Source organism: Pseudomonas deceptionensis, assembly GCF_900106095.1.
Lineage (GTDB): Bacteria > Pseudomonadota > Gammaproteobacteria > Pseudomonadales > Pseudomonadaceae > Aquipseudomonas > Aquipseudomonas deceptionensis.
This window is the reverse complement of the sequence record NZ_FNUD01000002.1, coordinates 480,952-498,818: the sequence shown is the minus strand read 5'-3', so window position 1 is coordinate 498,818 and position 17,867 is coordinate 480,952. Positions and strand designations below refer to the sequence as shown.

The 17,867-nt window shown below is 59.5% G+C and carries 14 protein-coding genes and 1 riboswitch; of the genes, 7 read left to right on the top strand and 7 right to left on the bottom strand.

Going from position 1 to position 17,867, the window contains the following annotated elements; genetic code table 11:
• Window positions 1-5 precede the first annotated feature (5 nt).
• From BLW11_RS02115 to BLW11_RS02100, 4 genes are read left to right on the top strand one after another with little or no spacing between them, the layout of a single operon-like run.
• Window positions 6-1,424, top strand: coding sequence for a PIG-L deacetylase family protein (locus BLW11_RS02115; protein ID WP_048360369.1), 1,419 nt, complete (start codon window positions 6-8; stop codon window positions 1,422-1,424).
• Between the two features lie 57 nt (window positions 1,425-1,481).
• Window positions 1,482-2,366, top strand: a complete 885-nt coding sequence (locus BLW11_RS02110) for a DUF6625 family protein (protein ID WP_193790185.1) — start codon at window positions 1,482-1,484, stop codon at window positions 2,364-2,366.
• Window positions 2,363-3,514 (top strand): glycosyltransferase family 4 protein, encoded by a 1,152-nt coding sequence (locus BLW11_RS02105; protein WP_048360367.1) that lies wholly within the window; start codon window positions 2,363-2,365, stop codon window positions 3,512-3,514. The genes BLW11_RS02110 and BLW11_RS02105 overlap by 4 nt, the downstream gene beginning before the upstream one ends.
• The gene (locus BLW11_RS02100) at window positions 3,511-4,395 is read left to right on the top strand and encodes a glycosyltransferase (RefSeq protein WP_048360366.1); all 885 of its coding nucleotides are present in this window, start codon (window positions 3,511-3,513) and stop codon (window positions 4,393-4,395) included. The genes BLW11_RS02105 and BLW11_RS02100 overlap by 4 nt, the downstream gene beginning before the upstream one ends.
• On the opposite strand, the gene BLW11_RS02095 is transcribed toward BLW11_RS02100, so the two are convergent.
• Window positions 4,392-5,576, bottom strand: a complete 1,185-nt coding sequence (locus BLW11_RS02095; protein WP_193790189.1) for an acyltransferase family protein — start codon at window positions 5,574-5,576, stop codon at window positions 4,392-4,394. The genes BLW11_RS02100 and BLW11_RS02095 overlap by 4 nt on opposite strands.
• 32 nt (window positions 5,577-5,608) lie before the next feature.
• Complete coding sequence (locus BLW11_RS02090) at window positions 5,609-7,477, bottom strand: bifunctional O-antigen ligase/aminoglycoside phosphotransferase family protein (RefSeq protein WP_048360364.1); 1,869 nt, start codon at window positions 7,475-7,477, stop codon at window positions 5,609-5,611.
• Between the two features lie 157 nt (window positions 7,478-7,634).
• Here BLW11_RS02090 and msbA point away from each other — a divergent pair, with 157 nt between their 5' ends.
• Together msbA and hldE are read left to right on the top strand one after the other, a co-directional pair.
• A complete protein-coding gene (gene msbA, locus BLW11_RS02085; protein ID WP_048360363.1) occupies window positions 7,635-9,443 on the top strand; it encodes a lipid A export permease/ATP-binding protein MsbA in 1,809 nt (602 codons plus the stop codon).
• Between the two features lie 175 nt (window positions 9,444-9,618).
• A complete protein-coding gene (gene hldE, locus BLW11_RS02080) occupies window positions 9,619-11,040 on the top strand; it encodes a bifunctional D-glycero-beta-D-manno-heptose-7-phosphate kinase/D-glycero-beta-D-manno-heptose 1-phosphate adenylyltransferase HldE (protein WP_048360362.1) in 1,422 nt (473 codons plus the stop codon).
• 39 nt (window positions 11,041-11,079) lie between these two features.
• Here the strand turns inward: hldE and BLW11_RS02075 are convergent, their stop codons facing one another.
• From BLW11_RS02075 to BLW11_RS02060, 4 genes are all read right to left on the bottom strand, one after another.
• Complete coding sequence (locus BLW11_RS02075) at window positions 11,080-12,039, bottom strand: hypothetical protein (RefSeq protein ID WP_048360361.1); 960 nt, start codon at window positions 12,037-12,039, stop codon at window positions 11,080-11,082.
• A 41-nt stretch (window positions 12,040-12,080) separates the two neighbouring features.
• Window positions 12,081-12,893 (bottom strand): aldo/keto reductase, encoded by an 813-nt coding sequence (locus BLW11_RS02070; protein ID WP_048360360.1) that lies wholly within the window; start codon window positions 12,891-12,893, stop codon window positions 12,081-12,083.
• Window positions 12,890-14,065, bottom strand: a complete 1,176-nt coding sequence (locus BLW11_RS02065) for an NAD(P)/FAD-dependent oxidoreductase (protein ID WP_048360359.1) — start codon at window positions 14,063-14,065, stop codon at window positions 12,890-12,892. The genes BLW11_RS02070 and BLW11_RS02065 overlap by 4 nt, the downstream gene beginning before the upstream one ends.
• A gap of 85 nt (window positions 14,066-14,150) precedes the next feature.
• Window positions 14,151-14,483 (bottom strand): DMT family transporter, encoded by a 333-nt coding sequence (locus tag BLW11_RS02060; RefSeq protein ID WP_048360358.1) that lies wholly within the window; start codon window positions 14,481-14,483, stop codon window positions 14,151-14,153.
• A gap of 166 nt (window positions 14,484-14,649) precedes the next feature.
• Here BLW11_RS02060 and waaA point away from each other — a divergent pair, with 166 nt between their 5' ends.
• The gene (gene waaA, locus BLW11_RS02055) at window positions 14,650-15,927 is read left to right on the top strand and encodes a lipid IV(A) 3-deoxy-D-manno-octulosonic acid transferase (RefSeq protein WP_048360357.1); all 1,278 of its coding nucleotides are present in this window, start codon (window positions 14,650-14,652) and stop codon (window positions 15,925-15,927) included.
• A gap of 116 nt (window positions 15,928-16,043) precedes the next feature.
• Here the strand turns inward: waaA and BLW11_RS02050 are convergent, their stop codons facing one another.
• A complete protein-coding gene (locus BLW11_RS02050) occupies window positions 16,044-17,480 on the bottom strand; it encodes a TolC family outer membrane protein (RefSeq protein WP_048360356.1) in 1,437 nt (478 codons plus the stop codon).
• Window positions 17,481-17,661: 181 nt separating this feature from the next.
• Window positions 17,662-17,767, top strand: a riboswitch (TPP riboswitch).
• Window positions 17,768-17,867 lie beyond the last annotated feature (100 nt).

Sequence of the window (17,867 nt, the reverse complement as noted above, 5' to 3'; positions counted from 1 at the left end):
AAACCATGAGCCAGCCCATCAGCCGCAAACAACACCTTCTCAAGCGCCACCGGCGCAACAAGCGCATTGGCCTGCTGGTTGGCCTGCTGGTGTTGGTTGCCAGCGGTGTGCTGCTGGTCTGGTGGCTGCCGCTGTTGTTGGCGGTGCTGGGCTGGGTGGCCCATGAGGCCTGGTTTGCCGACCATCTGTTCTACTCCCCCACAGACGATTACCAGTACAGCTTCCCGCCAGACAGCCAGCGCCCGTCAGTACGCCTTGAGGGCGGAAAGCTGGTGCTGGATGAGCCGCTGAGTCTGGCCGGCGATGAAACCCTGATCCTGGCGATCAAGGTCAAAAGTGGCTGGTTGGGCCGTTTTCTTGACCCGTACGTACAACTGTCGGGCGGCGAGTCGGCGGATCGGCAGACCTTCGAGCGTGGGGTCAATGGCCTGCGCTATCTGAATCTGAGCAGCTGGGGTTCGGCCCTGGTCAGTGGAGAACTGCGTATTGGCGGGCGTTTTTGCCACGTAATGGGGCAGCCCGAGCTTTGGGTGTTCCGCCAGCCCGATTACCGCGATCAGCGGGTGATGGTGATTGCCCCTCACGCCGATGACGCGGAGCTGGCCGCTTTCGGGTTGTACAGCCAGGCCCGTGAAGCCTGGATTGTGACCCTGACCGCTGGCGAGATCGAAGCTGAGCATTATCAGCAAATGGGGCTGGAACGCGCTGAAGCCGCCCGCCTCAAAGGCCGCTTGCGCGCCTGGGACAGCATGGTCGTGCCGCGCTGGGCCGGCGTGCCTGAAGCCCATTGCGCGCAACTCGGGTACTTCTGCCTGCAATTGCAAGCGATGCAGGCAGCCCCCGATCAGCCGATGGCTTCGCGAGAGGCTGACCTGAGCGATACCCGTGTGTTCCGCCAGTTCAACCCGTTCCCGCTGCCCGGTGACCTGGACGGCGCTCCGACCTGGCACAACCTGCTTGCCGATTTGCGGGCGTTGATCCTGCGCGCCCGGCCCGAAGTCATTGTGCTCCCGCACCCTTCAATCGACCCGCACCCGGACCACATCTGTGCCCACGCGGCGGTCATTGAGGCCCTGCAAGGTCTGGAATGGCAACCGAAGACCATCCTCGGTTACGCCAACCACCTGCATGACAACGATCGCTGGCCGATGGGTAGCAGTGGTGACGGTATTGCCCTCCCGCCGGTGTTCGATGCCTCGCTCAGCCTGCGCCCTTGCAGCCTGGCGCTAAGCCTTGAGCAGCAGCGTGACAAGGCCATGGCGCTGGGCATGATGCACGACCTGCAACCACGTGCGGCGCTCAAGCGCAGACTTCGCAGGTCGATACAGCGGCTCGTTGCTGGCAGAATGCCATCTCCTTATGGAGGGAATGAGTTCTTTCGTAAAGCCGTTCGGCGCCACGAGCTGTTCTGGATTCTTCAATAACATAACAATCAGGGGCACAGAGTTGTCCTGCTTCTCGACCAATACATTGAGTTTCACGTGATAAAACCAATACCACGTATTATTTTCGTCATTCCTTATTTCGGTCAGTGGCCGTTCTGGATGCCGTTTTTCCTGGAAAGTTGCCGGCACAATCCAGATATTGACTGGCTGCTGTTCAGTGATTGTGGGGTCCCTGAAAACCTGCCGGCCAACGTGACTGTTCAAGCCATTAGTTTCGAGGATTACTGCCGCAAGGTTTCCGGGCGCCTGAACATCGACTTCGCGCCTAAAGGGGCCTACAAGCTGTGCGATATCAAGCCCGCCCTGGGCCATATCCATGAAGACAGCCTGCAAGGCTATGACTTCTGGGCGTTCGGTGACATTGATCTGGTCTATGGCGACCTGCGCAGCTATTTCACGGCTGAGCGTCTGGCGCGCTTTGACTTGTTTTCGACCCATGAACGGCGTGTAGCGGGGCACCTGTGCCTGATGCGCAATACGCGCTGCAAGCGTGAGCTGTTCATGAAGATCGAAAACTGGCAGCAGCGTTTTACCGACGAGCAGCATCATGCGCTGGATGAAGGGGCTTTCAGCCGGATTTTCTTGTGGCGCAAGAACTTTCCCGAGCCGCTGTTCAAGTGGGTGGGCAAGTTCAACCCGTTGCGTCGTACCAGCGACTTCACCGAGGCGTTCAGCACGCCGGGTGGTTGCATCAAGTGGCGCGACGGCAGCGATAACTTCCCCAGCCAGTGGTTCTGGAACCAGGGCACGTTGACGAACGATCGCGATGGCGATCACACCTTCCCCTATTTTCACTTTGTGTGCTGGAAGCGTAATGAATGGTCAGTCTTGCCGACGCCCGACCCTGTCGCCGTCCAACGCTTGGCTGGTGAACCCGCCTGGGTTATTGATGCCACCGGATTTCACCGGGGAGAGCTATGAAGCGTTCTAAAGTTCTGCAGCTGCAGCCAGATTACAACGTCAAATCCCATGACTTTGCCGACCTGGCCGAGCAGATTGTGCGGGCGCTGCCCAGTGAGCGTTACGAGATTACGGCGGCCTTTTTACGGGGTCGGCCAGGCCCGGGTGAGCCGGTGAGCAAAGCCGATCATTCGGTGTATTTCGAGTTCAGTGACAAGTCGCTCAAAGGCATGCGCCTGCGCGCCATGTGGGCGTTGTACAAGTTTTGCCGTAAAGAGCAGTTCGATGTGGTGATTTGCAACCGGTTCAAGCCGGTGAACATGATGCTGCAGCTCAATCGCTGGCTGAAAATCCCGCTGTGTGTGGGGATCTCCCACGGCTTTGGCGAGTACGACCGCTTTTATCGGCGCAGCCAGGCCAAGCGCCTGATCGACAAGGCTTGGCGCTTTGTCGGAGTGTCCCCTGCGGTCAAACAGTACTTGCTCGACTGCCAGTGCGGCTTCACGGACCAAAATACCTACGCTATCACCAATGCCATCGACATCGAGCAAGCCGAAGCCTTGCAACTGCCCCGTCAGCAGGCCCGTGAAAAGCTCGGCCTGGATCAGGGTGCGCGGATGATTGGTGCGCTGGGGCGTTTGGTGCCGATCAAGGGCCATCGCTTTTTGCTGCAAGCCTTCGCCGCACTGAAAGACAAATACCCCAATGCGCAGCTGGCAATCATTGGTGCCGGGCGTGAAGAGTCGCGCCTGCGCGAGCAGATCGGGCAGTTGGGCCTTGATGGCCGAGCGCACCTGCTGGGCTTTCAGGAGAACGCCCTGCAGTACGTGCGAGCCTTCGATATCTGGACCATGCCCTCGCTGGCCGAAGGCCTGGGGCTGGCCTTGCTTGAAGGCATGAGCGGGCACTTGCCGGTGATCGCCACCAATGTGCCGGCCATGCTGCCGCTGATTGAAGGCGCCGGTGGCCTGGCCGTGAAACCCAGCGACGTGGCAACGCTGACCGCCGCGCTGGACGAATACCTGGCCTTGTCGGATGAAGCGCTCCAGGCCAAAGGCGAGCAGGCTTATCGCTACCTGCAGGAGCACCACGACATTGAGGTGTTCCGTCAGGAGTATCTGGATTTGATCGACTCGGGTTTGAGTCAGGCACGTAAGGAACACCCATGACAGATTCACAACCCCTGGTGACGGTGATCATCGCCTCCTACAACCATGGGCCTTATATCGAGCAGAGCATTCTGAGTGTTCTGGGCCAGACCTACCCCAATATTGAATTGCTGGTGATCGACGATGGCTCGCCCGATGATAGTGTTGAGCGTATCCAGCGCCTGCAGGCGGTGCATGGTTTTGACTTCCGGGTACAGCAGAACCAAGGCCTGACCAACACGCTCAATGGTGCGATTGCGCGGGCCAAGGGCAGTCTGATTGTGCCGTTCGGCTCCGATGACATCATGATGCCGGATCGTATTGCGGTGCAGGTGGCCTACATGGACGGCAAGCCCGAGGTGGGTATTTGCGCGGGTAACATCGAGTTGATCGATGCCGAAGGCAACCTGTTCCCGGAGAAGCGTCAGCGTCGTGATGTGCCGTTTCGGCGGCTGGACTTCGATGACATGTTCCTTGAGCGCAAGCCGTATCCGCCTGCGCCTACCCTGATGATTCGCCGTGAAGCGCTGGACAAGGTCGGGGGCTTTGATCCGAGCATTCGCCTTGAGGACTTGTATATCGAGTTGAAGATTACCCATGCCGGGTACTTTATCGACGGTCTGAACGTAGTGATGGCGCGCTATCGCAAGCACGCCACCAATTCGTACAAGAATCATCGCTTCATGATCGACAGCATTCTGCGCATTTATGCACAGTTCAGCGATCACCCCTTGTATGACGAGGTACGCTACAAGTTCCTCAACTCCATGTTCCTGAAAACTGCCAATCGCAACCGCGCACTGGCCCGTGAGCTGTTGGCCCAGATTCCGTTCAAGCGGTGGACGGGTAAAACCTGGCGTGGCCTGGGGCGGTTGTATTTTTCACCGCTGGAAAAAGACTAGTCCGCTTCATTCCCTGCAAGGGATTTTGCGGGGGTGCGCTGGCGTAACCAGTTTACGGTTCGCTTGCCGGCCTCGATGCCGGGCTTTTCGATGTACATGAAGGTAAGGCTGCTGATAGCAATCAACAGGCAACTGCTGAGGGCTGCCAGCAGCATAAACACCAGCGGTTCCTTGGCGTCGAACGGCAACACCAGTGGCAAGCGCTGCATCATCAGCCAGATCAGGAAGCCGTGCAGCAGGTAGGTGCTGTAGCTGATTTCGCCCATCCAGCGAATGCTGCGCAGCGTCAATGCGCCAAACAGCGTGTGACCCGAGGCCACAATCGAGAACACCAGGGTCAGCAAAATCAGTGGCGCGAATGCAAAGCTCTTGCGAAACAGCGTCAGTACCAGCACCAGAACAACCAGCGCAATGATCCCCGCCAGGCGCGTTTGACCCCAGGCCACCAACGCAGGCTTGCGAACCCAGTATGCCGCCGCCACACCGCCGAGAAAGCTCATCAGGATGTGCTTTTTCAGCGAGTGCTCCCAGCCCACCAACTGGTACAGCGTATAGATGCCCAGCAGGCATAGAGCGACCTGCCGCCAGTTGCTTCGGTAAAGGAACACCATCGCGAACAGTGGCAACGCCATGTAGAAGAACACTTCGTAGCCCAGCGTCCAGGTGACATTGGCGATCAGCCCGCCGGTTTGCGGGTACTGGTTAATGTCAGGGCGTTCGAAAAGCAGCCAGGCCAGTATCTGTGAGGCCACTTCCAGCGGGGTGTCCTTGAGCGTCCAGCCCTGGATAGAGAACACGCTGACAATCACCAGCAGCATCAGCGGCAGATACAGCGGGTAGAGCCGGAACACGCGAGACACGGCGAAGGCCTGCCAGTCGAACTGGCGCCCTTGTTTGAGCAGGCGCCCCCAAAACAGAAACCCGGTGATCATAAAGAACAGGGCCACACTGGCCAGACCGATCTGAGCGTAGAACTTGCTCTCGGGCATGTTGAATGCCCCGGTATGAAGAAAGGTCCAGGTAATGGCCATGTGGTGAATAAACACCCCGAATGCCAGATACCCGCGCAAGCCATCTACGCTGGCGTATCGGCTCTGTGCCGGGTGTTTGAGCGTGCGCTGTATCGTGGGGGAGAAGCGGAGCAACAACGCTGAGGTGATGATTGCCAAGGCATAAGCCATCACGGCCCACAGGACGTTGTTGCTCCCAAGGCTCACGTTCGCGAAACCTGAGCGAGAGTGGCAACCTGTTTACGCAGGCTTTGCACGGCAGGCGCCGAGGCCAGTGTTGCGTAACCCTGCAACAGTTCGGGCAGTTGCTCTTCAAACAGCCAGCGGCGGTCCTCAGGGTAGCGTTGCATATGCCGCAAGTTTCTTTGGCGCAGGGCAATCCGCAGCGGCGACGGGTAAATATGCAGGTCGGCGATATCGATCAGCGCGAACTCGCCATCGTCCATCAGCAACACATTGCCCAAGTGCAGCGAGCGGAAGTAAACGCCCTTGTCATGCAGGAGCGCCAGGAACTTCCCGAAGCGCTCAACCAATGCCTGGCGCACGGCAGGTGAACCCATCGACTGCATGACCTGACGCAGGGTCTGGCCAGGCAACGGCTGGTACAAGACGGCCGTGCTGCCGTTGGCCAATTGGTACAGGTCCAGAATCCTTGGCGCTGGAATGCCCATCGCTTGCAGGCGCTCGCTGTTGACAGCAAAGCGTTCCGAGTAGGGGTTGAAGCTGCCTGAGGTATAGCAGCGGCGCTCGCGGAACAACTTGAGGAAGTTACCGTTTTCAAGGCGCAGGACTTTTGGCCCCAGGCCGTCTTCTTCAATGATCTGGGCATGGGCTTCAAGGGTCTTGAACGCTGCGGCGGACAAGCGGCGAACCGGCCTGTCGCGCAGGGTCTTGAGGCGCCGGTTGATGCTCAGTGCCGCAATCAGGGCCAGAGGAATCCACAGCAAGTACCAATGCTCTTTCGGGCGAGGAAGTATCCCGCCGCCTTCGGTCAGGCCCGCGCCAATGCCGTACACCAGCCAGGTCGAAGCCAGGATAAACAACGGCTGCACACGATGGCGCCAGCTGCTGCACAGCGCCCATACCTGCATGAACAACCAGGGCACAAAACCCAGAATGCCGACGTAATAGAGCACGCCCAGGGCGAAGTTATGCGGCTCGAACAGCGCGGTATCGAAGCCTGGCAACTGCAGGGTCAGAGGCGCCTCGAGCCCATAACCGATCCACGGGTGTTGTTCGATCAGGTTCAGTGCCATTTGCCACAATTCAAAGCGAAACGAACTGCCGCGGCTCAAGATCATCTCGGAGAACAGCGCCATGACTACGATGCCCCCTATGACCAGCATGCTGAATAGCGCCAGTGAACGACGGTTCCAGCAGATACAGCAGAGCCAGACCATGGCCATTACGATAGCGACGAGAGGGGTTCTGGAGCCGGTCGCGAGCAGTGCGGCGAACATGATGATAAAGGCAGGGACTGCAATAAACAGGATGTGCGGGCGCTTGCAGGTCATGCCCAGCGTGAGCCAGTAAATACAAAAGAAGCCAAAGGCGTGGGAGCTGAGCAGCGGGTTGTCGAATGCGCCAGCGCCGATCATCCGCACGTCCGGAGCGTAGTTGGGGATGAACATGTACAGGTTATAAAGGGTCGCGATCAAGGCAATGATCGCTGCAGCAAAGAACACGGGTTGCAGGCTTTCGCTGCGGTATTTGATCAGCAGCGAGCACCCCAGGAACAGCATCAGCAGGTGTAGCGGGGGCTTGAGTGAACCCAGGACACCGTCGTCGTCGCTGACGGTACTCCAGATCAGGCTGACCATGGCCCACCCTGCAAACAGCATAAAGCCGAGAATCAGTGGTTCACGCAGTATGTCTTTCAGCTCTTTGGGTCGCAGGATGATCGCGATCAGGGTTGGAATACTGAATAAACCGTAATACAGCTTGTGATGCAGACTTCGTCCTGGCAGGAAATAAAGGTCGGATAAGAGCAATAACAGGCCGACAGGAAGCAGCCATAGGCAAATAAAATCAAACAACCGCTGTTTTGAATAATTTAAGTAACTGAATTGCATGCTGAAAGGTTCATTCCAGATTTTGGATGGCCATACTAGCGTAACGGCCCTGTAATGTCGTTTTTGCGGCTGGGTCAAGCCGCTGCTCAACCGGCAGGCAGTACACCAGAGAAGCTGTGATAAAGTCAGCATCCTTTTTGACTAACCGCCGCGTGATATGACCGAATCCAGCCCCAGCTCAAGCGACTCGAGCTTGAAAATATATCTGCGCCTGCTCAGCTATGTCAGGCCTTACATCGGCCTGTTCCTGCTAAGTATTCTCGGGTTCCTTATTTTCGCTTCGACCCAGCCAATGCTTGGTTACATCCTCAAGTATTTCGTCGATGGCCTGTCCAACCCGGATGCGGTGTTGTTCCCCAGCGTCCCCTATCTGCGTGATTTGCGCCTGCTCCAGGCTGTTCCGATACTCATTGTATTGATCGCGGCATGGCAAGGCCTGGGCTCGTTCCTGGGCAACTACTTCCTGGCCAAGGTCTCTCTGGGGCTGGTGCATGACCTGCGGGTGCAGTTGTTCAACAACTTGCTGGTACTGCCCAACCGCTATTTTGACAAGCACAACTCGGGCCATCTGATCTCGCGCATCACCTTCAACGTGACGATGGTGACCGGTGCTGCCACCGATGCAATCAAGGTCGTTATCCGTGAAGGCATGACGGTTATCTTCCTCTTCGCCTCGTTGCTGTGGATGAACTGGCGCCTGACGCTGGTGATGATTGCAATCCTGCCGCTGATCGCGATCATGGTGAGCACGGCCAGCAAGAAATTTCGCAAGCAGAGCAAGAAAATCCAAGTGGCGATGGGCGATGTCACCCACGTGGCGTCCGAAACCATCCAGGGTTATCGCGTGGTACGCAGCTTCGGCGGCGAGCCCTACGAGCAGAAGCGCTTCCTGGAAGCCAGCCAGAGCAACACCGACAAGCAACTGCGCATGACCCGCACCGGGGCGATTTACACACCGATGCTGCAACTGGTGATCTACATCGCCATGGGCATCCTGATGTTCCTGGTGCTGTACCTGCGCGGCGACGCGTCGGCGGGTGACATGATTGCCTACATCACTCTGGCGGGCCTGTTGCCCAAGCCGATTCGGCAGTTGTCCGAAGTCAGCTCGACCATTCAGAAGGGTGTGGCGGGTGCTGAAAGCATCTTCGAGCAACTGGACGAAGCGCCTGAGGTCGACACCGGTACCGTTGAACGTGACCACGTCAGCGGTCGTCTTGATGTGCGCAACCTGAACTTCACCTACCCGGACACTGACCGTCAGGTGCTCAAGGACGTGACCTTCTCGGTCGAGCCCGGGCAGATGGTGGCGCTGGTTGGCCGTTCCGGCAGCGGCAAGTCGACCCTGGCAAATCTGATTCCGCGCTTCTATCACCACAACTCGGGCGAAATCCTGCTCGATGGGGTGGATATCGAGCAGTACCGCTTGGTCAACCTGCGCCGCCATATCGCGCAAGTGACCCAGCATGTGACCCTGTTCAGCGACACCGTGGCCAACAACATTGCCTATGGCGATCTGGCAGGTGCACCGCGTGCCGATATTGAAAAAGCTGCGCGTGATGCCTACGCGATGGACTTCATCGAGCAATTGCCACAGGGCCTCGACACCCAGGTCGGCGAAAACGGCGTGCTGCTTTCAGGCGGCCAGCGCCAGCGTCTGGCAATTGCCCGGGCGTTGCTCAAGAATGCGCCGCTGCTGATTCTCGATGAAGCCACCTCGGCTCTGGATACTGAATCCGAGCGCCATATCCAGGCGGCACTGGATCACGTCATGGAAGGTCGCACCACGCTGGTGATTGCTCACCGCCTGACGACCATCGAGAAAGCCGATTTGATCCTGGTCATGGATCAGGGCCAGATTGTCGAGCGTGGCACACATGGCCAGTTGATGGCGCAAAACGGCTACTACGCCCGCCTGCACTCGATGGGCCTTGATGCCCCTGAGGTCACTGGCGATATCGCCTAGCAGAACGTCGTCCATACTTGTGGGAGCTGGCCGCCAGCTCCCACAGTTATGTGTAAGGTCGACCGGGGTTTGTAGCCCACGTCTGATTCTCATTCGCTGCGATTAACAGGTGAACTGACCAGCGTTCACCCTGTGTTAATATCGCGCCCCTGTTCATTTTGTATGTGGGTTCTCCATGAAGTTGTCCATGCCGCGATTCGATCAAGCCCCTGTCTTGGTGGTAGGCGATGTCATGCTCGACCGTTATTGGCATGGCGGGACCTCACGGATTTCCCCTGAGGCGCCGGTGCCGGTGGTCAAGGTCGAGCAAATCGAAGACCGTCCAGGCGGTGCTGCCAACGTTGCGCTCAACATTGCTGCATTGGGTGCTCCTGCTTCACTGGTAGGTGTGACCGGCGACGATGAAGCCGCCGACAGCCTGGCCAACAGCCTTAAGGGCGCCGGTGTACGTGCAATGTTCCAGCGCATCGCGCACCAGCCGACCATCGTCAAGCTGCGGGTCATGAGCCGTCACCAGCAACTGCTGCGTATCGATTTTGAAGAACCCTTTGCCACCGACGCACTGGCGTTGGGTGCCGAGGTAGAAAACCTGCTTGAAGGCATCAAGGTGTTGGTGCTGTCCGACTACGGCAAAGGCGCCTTGAAAAACCATCAGGTGCTGATCCAGGCCGCACGTGCCAGAGGCATTCCGGTGTTGGCCGACCCCAAGGGCAAGGACTTCTCGATCTACCGTGGTGCAAGCCTGATCACGCCAAATCTCAGCGAGTTCGAAACCATCGTCGGCGGTTGCGTCGATGAAGCCGACCTGGTGGCCAAAGGCGCCAAGCTGATGGCTGACCTGGACCTGGGCGCCTTGCTGGTCACCCGTGGCGAGCACGGCATGACCCTGTTGCGCCCTGGCCATGCGGCCATGCACTTGCCAGCCCGTGCCCGTGAAGTGTTTGACGTTACAGGCGCTGGCGATACCGTGATCTCTACCCTGGCAGCGGCCATCGCCGCCGGTGAAGAACTGCCCCACGCCGTGGCGCTGGCCAATCTGGCGGCCGGTATTGTGGTCGGCAAGCTGGGCACGGCGGCCATCAGTGCGCCGGAACTGCGCCGGGCGATTCAACGCTCGGAAGGTTCGGAGCGGGGCGTCCTGAGCCTCGATCAGCTGTTGCTGGCCATCGAGGATGCACGGGCCCACAACGAAAAAATCGTGTTCACCAATGGCTGCTTCGACATCCTGCATGCCGGGCATGTGACCTATCTGGAACAGGCACGGGCCCAGGGCGATCGTCTGATCGTTGCGGTCAACGATGACGCTTCAGTGAGCCGCTTGAAAGGCCCGGGTCGCCCGATCAACAGCGTTGACCGGCGCATGGCTGTACTGGCGGGCCTGGGAGCTGTGGACTGGGTAATCAGCTTCCCTGAAGCCACCCCGGAAAACCTGCTGGCCCAGGTCAAGCCGGATGTACTGGTCAAAGGTGGCGACTACGGCATCGACCAAGTGGTGGGTGCCGATATCGTGGCGGCCTATGGCGGTACGGTGAAAGTGTTGGGGCTGGTTGAAAACAGCTCGACCACGGCCATCGTCGAGAAAATCCGCGGCCAGTAATTGCCTTTCCTGTGCCTCTCCCTTGGGAGAGGCACAGGGCTAGGAACTCTGCTTCACCACCTTGCTGAATATCTGCCGTGCCTTGCCGGTCAGGCGCTTGAGCCTTGACTCCTTGGCCGGCGGGCTCAAGCCCTGTTGCTTGACCCAGTCCTTCCAACTGATCCGTTCGTCGCGAACTACCCAACCTTCCTGCGGTGCAAAACTTTCAGCCAAGCGCACGCCCCGGGTACTGGCCTGTTGCAGCCGATCTTTGCTCAGGGTGTACAGCTCGGCACAGGGCTGGCCATCGGTGAGCGGAATCAAGTACAGGTCCGGACGCTTGCGATCGAGGCGGGCAACCAGTTGGTCGCCCTCCAGCCGTTCGTCGACATGAAACATGCTCAGGGATTTGGCTTCTTTGGGGACTTCCAGGCGCAGGTCGTAAATCAGTTGCAGCGACGCTGTCGGTAAATGCACATAGGTGCGTGGCCGCTCCTGCAAGGGCTGGCTGCCGCAGCGCACGGGGCGCGCAGCGCCCGATAAGGGCGTCAGGCGAAAGGGCAGGGATTCTCGGTAATGCAGCGCGCCCGCGTAAGGTGCCGGCAGCCACGTCTCGTTGAAGCGTCCGCTTAGCCAGCCTTCAGGGGTTTCCAGCAAACACTCTTCTGCAATCTCCTGGATGGCCGTATGCAGGGGCAGACTGACTTCGTGGGCCGGTACGTAGCCCGAGATCAGCTTGAGCACCACATCCCCCCGATCCTGACGGCGCTGGCGAACCAGCACCCAGTAGTCGCGGCCCTGCCAATGCATAGTCAGGCGAACCGATACCCCGAGGTTGGCCAACTCCAGCGAAAAGCGCTCATTGTCGGCAACCTTTACGGGGCGGCGCTTTTGCAGGGTTTGTGCAAAGTTCAGGGGCATCCCCACACTTTGGTAGCTCAAGCCTTCAGGCGTGGCTTCGACAAACAAAGGCAGGGATTTGAAGTCGCTGGGGTTCTTGCGGATCAGCGTACGCGGCATGTCGGCTCCTTCTTGCGTCGGGGTCGGCCGCATCGGCGGCTTTAGAGATTGCGCAGCACCTGCGCAACAGTTGCCACGTTATGGGCCAAGTGCAGCGGATTGATGGTGCCGACAATAGCACTGGCAACCCCGTGATGGCCAAACACCAGTTCGAAGCTGGCGCGTACCGGATCAACGCCCGGGCTCAGGCAAACATGCCCGCTGGCCAGGGCTTTTTTAACCAGGATCGCCTTGCCGTGCGCGGCGGCATAATCGAGTACGGGTTTCTCTGCCTGCTCATTCAAGTTGTAGGTGACCATCGCACAGTCGCCGGTTTCAAGGGCTTTGAGCCCGCCTTCAACGGTTTTGCCTGACAGCCCGAAGCCGCGAATCTTACCTTCGCGCTTCAGGTCAGCCAGGGTCTCGTAGACCTCGCATTCGTTGAGAATCGCAAGGTCATTGCCGTCAGAGTGCACCAGCACCAGATCGATGAAATCCGTTTCCAAACGTTGCAGGCTGCGCTCCACCGAGCGCCGTGTATGGGCGGCGCTGAAGTCGTGGTGCGACACGCCGTTGACGAACTCTTCGCCGACCTTGCTCACAATCACCCAGTCCTGACGCTGGCCTCGCAATAGCGGGCCCAGGCGCTCTTCGCTGCGCCCGTAGGCGGGTGCGGTGTCTATCAGGTTGATGCCCAGGTCGCGGCTGAGCTTGAGCAGCATCCGCGCTTCGTCGTCATCCGGGATCTGAAAACCGTTGGGGTACTTAACCCCTTGGTCGCGCCCCAGTTTTACGGTGCCCAGCCCCAGTGGCGAAACCATCAGGCCGGTACTGCCCAGCGGGCGATGAAGGGTGTGCAGGGTCGGCTGGCTCATGGCAGCAGTTGCTCCCAGGCGGTTTTCCCCAGCGGCGGGCGCGGCAGCGGGGGCAGGGCCGGGGCATTGGCGGGCTTGATGCCGTCTTGCTCCAGTGCTTGCAGCACGCGGTCCGAGAAGTCGGGTGCCAGTGCCAGCTTGGTAGGCCAGCCGACCATCAAACGGCCTTGATCGGCGAGGAAGGCGTTGTCCGGGCGCACCAGCCCCGATTGCGCTGGCTCGGCGCGGTTGACACGCAACGTGGCCCACTGGGCCTGGCTCAGATCGACCCACGGCAGCAGATTGCCCAGCTCTTTTTTCGCCACGGCGATTTGCTCCGCAGGTTCGCGGGCAACGCCTTCGGCTTCGGCGATATCACCGCCCACATACCACACCCATTCACCATTGGCCGCAGGGTGGGTGGTCACGGTGATGCGCGGCTTGGGGCCGCCACCCAGGCAGTGGGCATACAGCGGCTTCAGGGTTGGGCCCTTGACCAGCACCATGTGCAGCGGACGTAACTGCTGGGCCGGCACGCTGATGCCGACACTGGCCAGAAGCTCGGCATTGCCGGCACCGGCGCTGAACACAATGCGCTGGGCATGAATATCTCGCCCGTCGACCCGCAGGCCGATCAGCTCATCGTTTGCAAACAGGGGTTCAATGGTCTGGCCGGCCAGCAATCCATCGCCTGCCAGTTCGGCCAGACGCTCGATCAGGCTGGGGACATCGACCACCAGTTCGGCCAGGCGATAGACCTTGCCCTTGAAGCGCGGGTCTTGCAGGGCTGGTGGCAACTGGTCGCCCTTGACCTGATCAACCCGGCCGCGTACGGCCTTGCTGGCGAAAAAGCTGGTGAGATTGCCCGCCAGTGTGCCGGGGGACCACAGGTAGTGGGCTTCGGACAGCAGGCGTACGCCGCGCAAATCCAGCTCGCCGTCACCGGCCAGGGCTTCGCGCCAGCGTCGCGGCATGTCGGCAATGGCTTCAGAGGCGCCGGTCAGTGCGCCGTGCAGTGCGTATTTGGCGCCGCCGTGAATGATCCCCTGGGATTTCACACTTTGACCGCCGCCCAGGCTTTCGCGCTCGACCACAACCGTGGAAAACCCCTGGCGGCGAAGGCGGGCGTTGAGCCAGAGGCCGGCAACACCAGCGCCGACAATCAGCACGTCGGTGGAAATAACAGATGGCATGGGCGACCTCAGCGTTTAAAGACAAGGCTGGGAGTATACAGCCTCATGTCCAACCTGCCTTTGCCAGAGCCTTCGGGTGATGGGTTTAGTGCCCCGCGGTCTTGGAAAACAGCTGAATCACCACCACACCCAACACGATCAGGCCCATGCCCATCATTGCGGGCACATCGAGCTTTTGCCCGTAGATAAACAGTGCTGCGATGCTCACCATCACGATGCCCATGCCTGCCCACACGGCGTAGGCCACCCCCACCGGGATCGTGCGGACCACCAGCGTCAGCATCCAGAATGCGGTGGCATAGCCGGCAATTACCAGAATCAGTGGCAATGGTGTGCTGAATCCCTTGATCGCTTTCATCGAGACGGTGGCAATCACTTCGGCGCAAATGGCAATGGCCAAGTAGTAGTAAGCGTTCATGGTGGAATCCTGAGTGTGAGGCGGAGCAATTTACCAGCAAGGCATTCTAGTGTTTGTGAAAGTGTGTAGTGCGTTTTGATTGCGACAAGCGCAGCAGGTATCTCGACAGCGTCCAGGCGATGCAGTGCCATCATCGTGAACAGATTTTCAAGTAAACTCCGCGACCATGAATAGAACTCTCTACACCTTGCTGTTTCATCTGGGGCTGCCGCTGGTTGCGATTCGCTTGTGGCTGCGGGCACGCAAGGCGCCGGCTTATGCCCAGCGCATTGGTGAACGCTTCGCCCTGAACCTGCCGGCCCTGCAGCCGGGTGGCATCTGGGTGCATGCGGTGTCGGTGGGCGAGAGCATTGCCGCCGCGCCCATGATTCGCGAGCTGCTCAAGCGTTATCCACAGTTGCCGATCACTGTGACCTGCATGACACCCACCGGTTCGCAGCGGATTCAGGCCCTGTTCGCCGACGAACCACGCATTCAGCATTGCTACTTGCCGTATGACTTGCCGTGGGCCGCCGCGCGTTTTCTGAACCGTGTGCAGCCAAAACTGGCGATCATCATGGAAACCGAGTTGTGGCCCAACCACATCCACCAGTGCGCCAAGCGCGGTATCCCGGTGGCGTTGGCCAATGCGCGGTTGTCGGCCCGTTCTGCCAAAGGCTATGCGCGGTTTGCCAGGCTGACCCGGCCGATGCTTCAGGAAATGAGCCTGATTGCAGCCCAGACCGAAACCGAAGCCGAGCGCTTTCGCCAGTTGGGCGCACGCCCTGAGTGCGTTGAGGTCACCGGCTCAATCAAATTCGACCTGACGATCGATCCTCAGCTGCTGATCAACGCCAGTGAGCTGCGTGAGCAATGGCAGGCGCAAGAGCGTCCGGTATGGATCGCAGCCAGCACTCACGAGGGCGAAGACGAGGTAGTACTGGCAGCCCATCGCCAGTTGCTGGGCAGCCATCCGGATGCGCTGTTGATTCTGGTACCGCGTCATCCCGAGCGTTTCAACTCGGTATTCGAGTTGTGCCAGCGCGAAGGTTTTGCCACCGTGCGCCGCTCAAGTGGCGAGCCGGTTGAAGCTCAAACCCAAGTGTTGCTGGGCGACACCATGGGCGAGTTGCTGTTTTTGTATGCCTTGGCAGACAGCGCCTTTGTCGGCGGCAGCCTGGTGCCCAATGGCGGGCATAACCTGCTGGAACCGGCGGCGCTGGCCAAGCCCGTGCTGAGCGGGCCGCATCTGTTCAACTTCCTCGAAATTGCGGCCAAGCTGCGCGACGCAGCAGCCCTGGAAGAGGTTGATGATGCTCAAGGTCTGGCAGTCGCAGTGCAGCGCTTGTTTGAGTTGCCGCAAGACGCGCAGCGCATGGCTGAGGCGGGCCTCAAAGTGATGCAGCTCAATCAGGGCGCCTTGCAGCGTTTGCTGGATGGGTTGGGGCGCTTGTTGTCACGCTAATCCGGGCTGGCCGGGATGTACGTTGATAATGGATTGCCCGCTATCTGTACCTGTTCTGAGCCGTCATGTAACTCAGGCTGCGATCTTGTTGATGCAAAGACCACAGCCTGAGTGCATCAATTGCCCGGCGAACGCAGATTGGCTTCAGCCGCCTGGGCCAGGTCCGGTGGCAGGAAGTCTTTATCCGGGTTGTAGTCGGCTTTGAGGTAACGCGACAGCGCCTCCAGATCGCCCGGGTTCAGTGTGCCCGCCGCCTGCTTGAGCCTCAGGTTATCGAGGATGTAGTCGTACCGGCTGTTGTTGTAGTCGCGCACCGAGGTGTACAGCTGGCGCTGGGCATCGAGTACGTCGACGATGTTGCGCGTCCCGACCTGATAGCCGATTTCGGTCGCTTCCAGGGCGCTCTGGTTAGAGATGATTGACTGTTTGCGTGCCTTCACCTGCTCGACATCGGTGTTGACCGCGCGGTGCAGGTTGCGGGTGTTTTCCACGACCTGACGGCGCAACTGCTCACGCTGTTGTTCGGTCTGGTCCAGGCGTGAGTACGACTCGCGCACTTGCGAACTGGTCAGCCCGCCGCTGTAGATCGGGATGTTGAGCTGTATGCCGATGCTGCGTTGCGACACGTCACCGCCATAGCGCTGGTTCAGGGCGTTGGGGTTGCTCAGGCCGAAGGCGTCGTTATCGCCTGTTTTGTACTGCGCCACGGCATCCAGGGTCGGTGCATGGCCGGCTTTGCGCTGCTTGAGGGTTTCTTCGGCCGCGTCCACCGCGAAGTTACTGGCCAGCAAATTCAAGTTCTGCTGCGCGGCAGTGTCGACCCAGGCCTTGGCGTCGTTTGGCGTCGGCGGCAGGATCGGCAGGGTGTGGCGCATGCCTTCAATCGAGTTGTACTGGCGATTGGTCAGGGTGATCAACGATTCAAATGCGTCCTCTACCTGACGCTGCGCCAGCAGCCGGTTGGCGCGGGCCGTGTCGTAGCTGGCCTGGGATTGCAGCACGTCGGTCTTGTCCGAGAGGCCCACGTCAAAGCGTTCGCGGGACTGATCCAGCTGGCGCTTGAACGCGGCTTCTTCAGCCTTGGTCGCGGCCAGTGTGTCCTGGGCGCGCAGCACCGAGAAATACGAATTGGCGGATTGCAGTATCAGGTTTTGCTCGGTGGCCGAGAGTTGCAGGGCTGCCTGCTCGTTGACCGACTCGGCTGCTTTCAGCTGGAACCAGCGATCAATGCGGAAAATCGGCTGGGCCAGGGTTGCCTGGTAAACCACTGCACTGCGGGTGGTGGTCAGTGCGGGCTGGTCGATGGCTGTGCGCACATTGCTCGACTCGGCGCCCCCCGACAGGTTGGGCAGCAAGCCGGCGCGGGCCTGGGGCACGACTTCCTTGCGGGCCGCGTAATCGGCGCGGGCGGCGGCCAGATCGGCGTTGTTGTCGACGGCTTCCTTGTACACGCTGACCAGGCCGTTCTGGTTGGATAACGGGGCAGGGGTATCCAGAGCCATTGCGCTGGTCGCCCAAGACACGGCGATAGCCAGTGAGAGTTTGCGCAGCATGAGCGATCCCTAGTTCAATAATGCGAAAAATAAAGGCCCGAGGCTCAGGTGCGGCGCTCGTGGTTTCAAGACGTAGCGAGTGTAGTAGTGGTGGCACCTTGCAACAATGCTCTTATGGCACCTTTCATCACGCTACGTATTACGGGGTTGGCGTTCTGACTCACTCTTCACTAGACTGGGCGCGTTCTTGTCGGGGTGCCTTGCTATGAGGCTGAGATCGAATAATTTCGGATCCCGTTGAACCTGATCAGGTTAACGCCTGCGTAGGGAACAAGATTTCTCGTCTCCCGGCGAGTCCTCTTGAGTGCTGTCCGGGATCGATTGGTCAAAAAATGATCAGTCGTTCGAGGCCGTCACTCAGCACCCAGTCCTTGGGTGCATCCGTAC

Coding starts and splice junctions, on each gene's coding strand:
- BLW11_RS02115 (WP_048360369.1), top strand. CDS start 6: ATGAGCCAGCCCATCAGCCGCAAACAACACCTTCTCAAGCGCCACCGG.
- BLW11_RS02105 (WP_048360367.1), top strand. CDS start 2,363: ATGAAGCGTTCTAAAGTTCTGCAGCTGCAGCCAGATTACAACGTCAAA.
- BLW11_RS02100 (WP_048360366.1), top strand. CDS start 3,511: ATGACAGATTCACAACCCCTGGTGACGGTGATCATCGCCTCCTACAAC.
- BLW11_RS02095 (WP_193790189.1), bottom strand. CDS start 5,576: ATGGCTTATGCCTTGGCAATCATCACCTCAGCGTTGTTGCTCCGCTTC.
- BLW11_RS02090 (WP_048360364.1), bottom strand. CDS start 7,477: ATGCAATTCAGTTACTTAAATTATTCAAAACAGCGGTTGTTTGATTTT.
- msbA (WP_048360363.1), top strand. CDS start 7,635: ATGACCGAATCCAGCCCCAGCTCAAGCGACTCGAGCTTGAAAATATAT.
- hldE (WP_048360362.1), top strand. CDS start 9,619: ATGAAGTTGTCCATGCCGCGATTCGATCAAGCCCCTGTCTTGGTGGTA.
- BLW11_RS02075 (WP_048360361.1), bottom strand. CDS start 12,039: ATGCCGCGTACGCTGATCCGCAAGAACCCCAGCGACTTCAAATCCCTG.
- BLW11_RS02070 (WP_048360360.1), bottom strand. CDS start 12,893: ATGAGCCAGCCGACCCTGCACACCCTTCATCGCCCGCTGGGCAGTACC.
- BLW11_RS02065 (WP_048360359.1), bottom strand. CDS start 14,065: ATGCCATCTGTTATTTCCACCGACGTGCTGATTGTCGGCGCTGGTGTT.
- BLW11_RS02060 (WP_048360358.1), bottom strand. CDS start 14,483: ATGAACGCTTACTACTACTTGGCCATTGCCATTTGCGCCGAAGTGATT.
- waaA (WP_048360357.1), top strand. CDS start 14,650: ATGAATAGAACTCTCTACACCTTGCTGTTTCATCTGGGGCTGCCGCTG.
- BLW11_RS02050 (WP_048360356.1), bottom strand. CDS start 17,480: ATGCTGCGCAAACTCTCACTGGCTATCGCCGTGTCTTGGGCGACCAGC.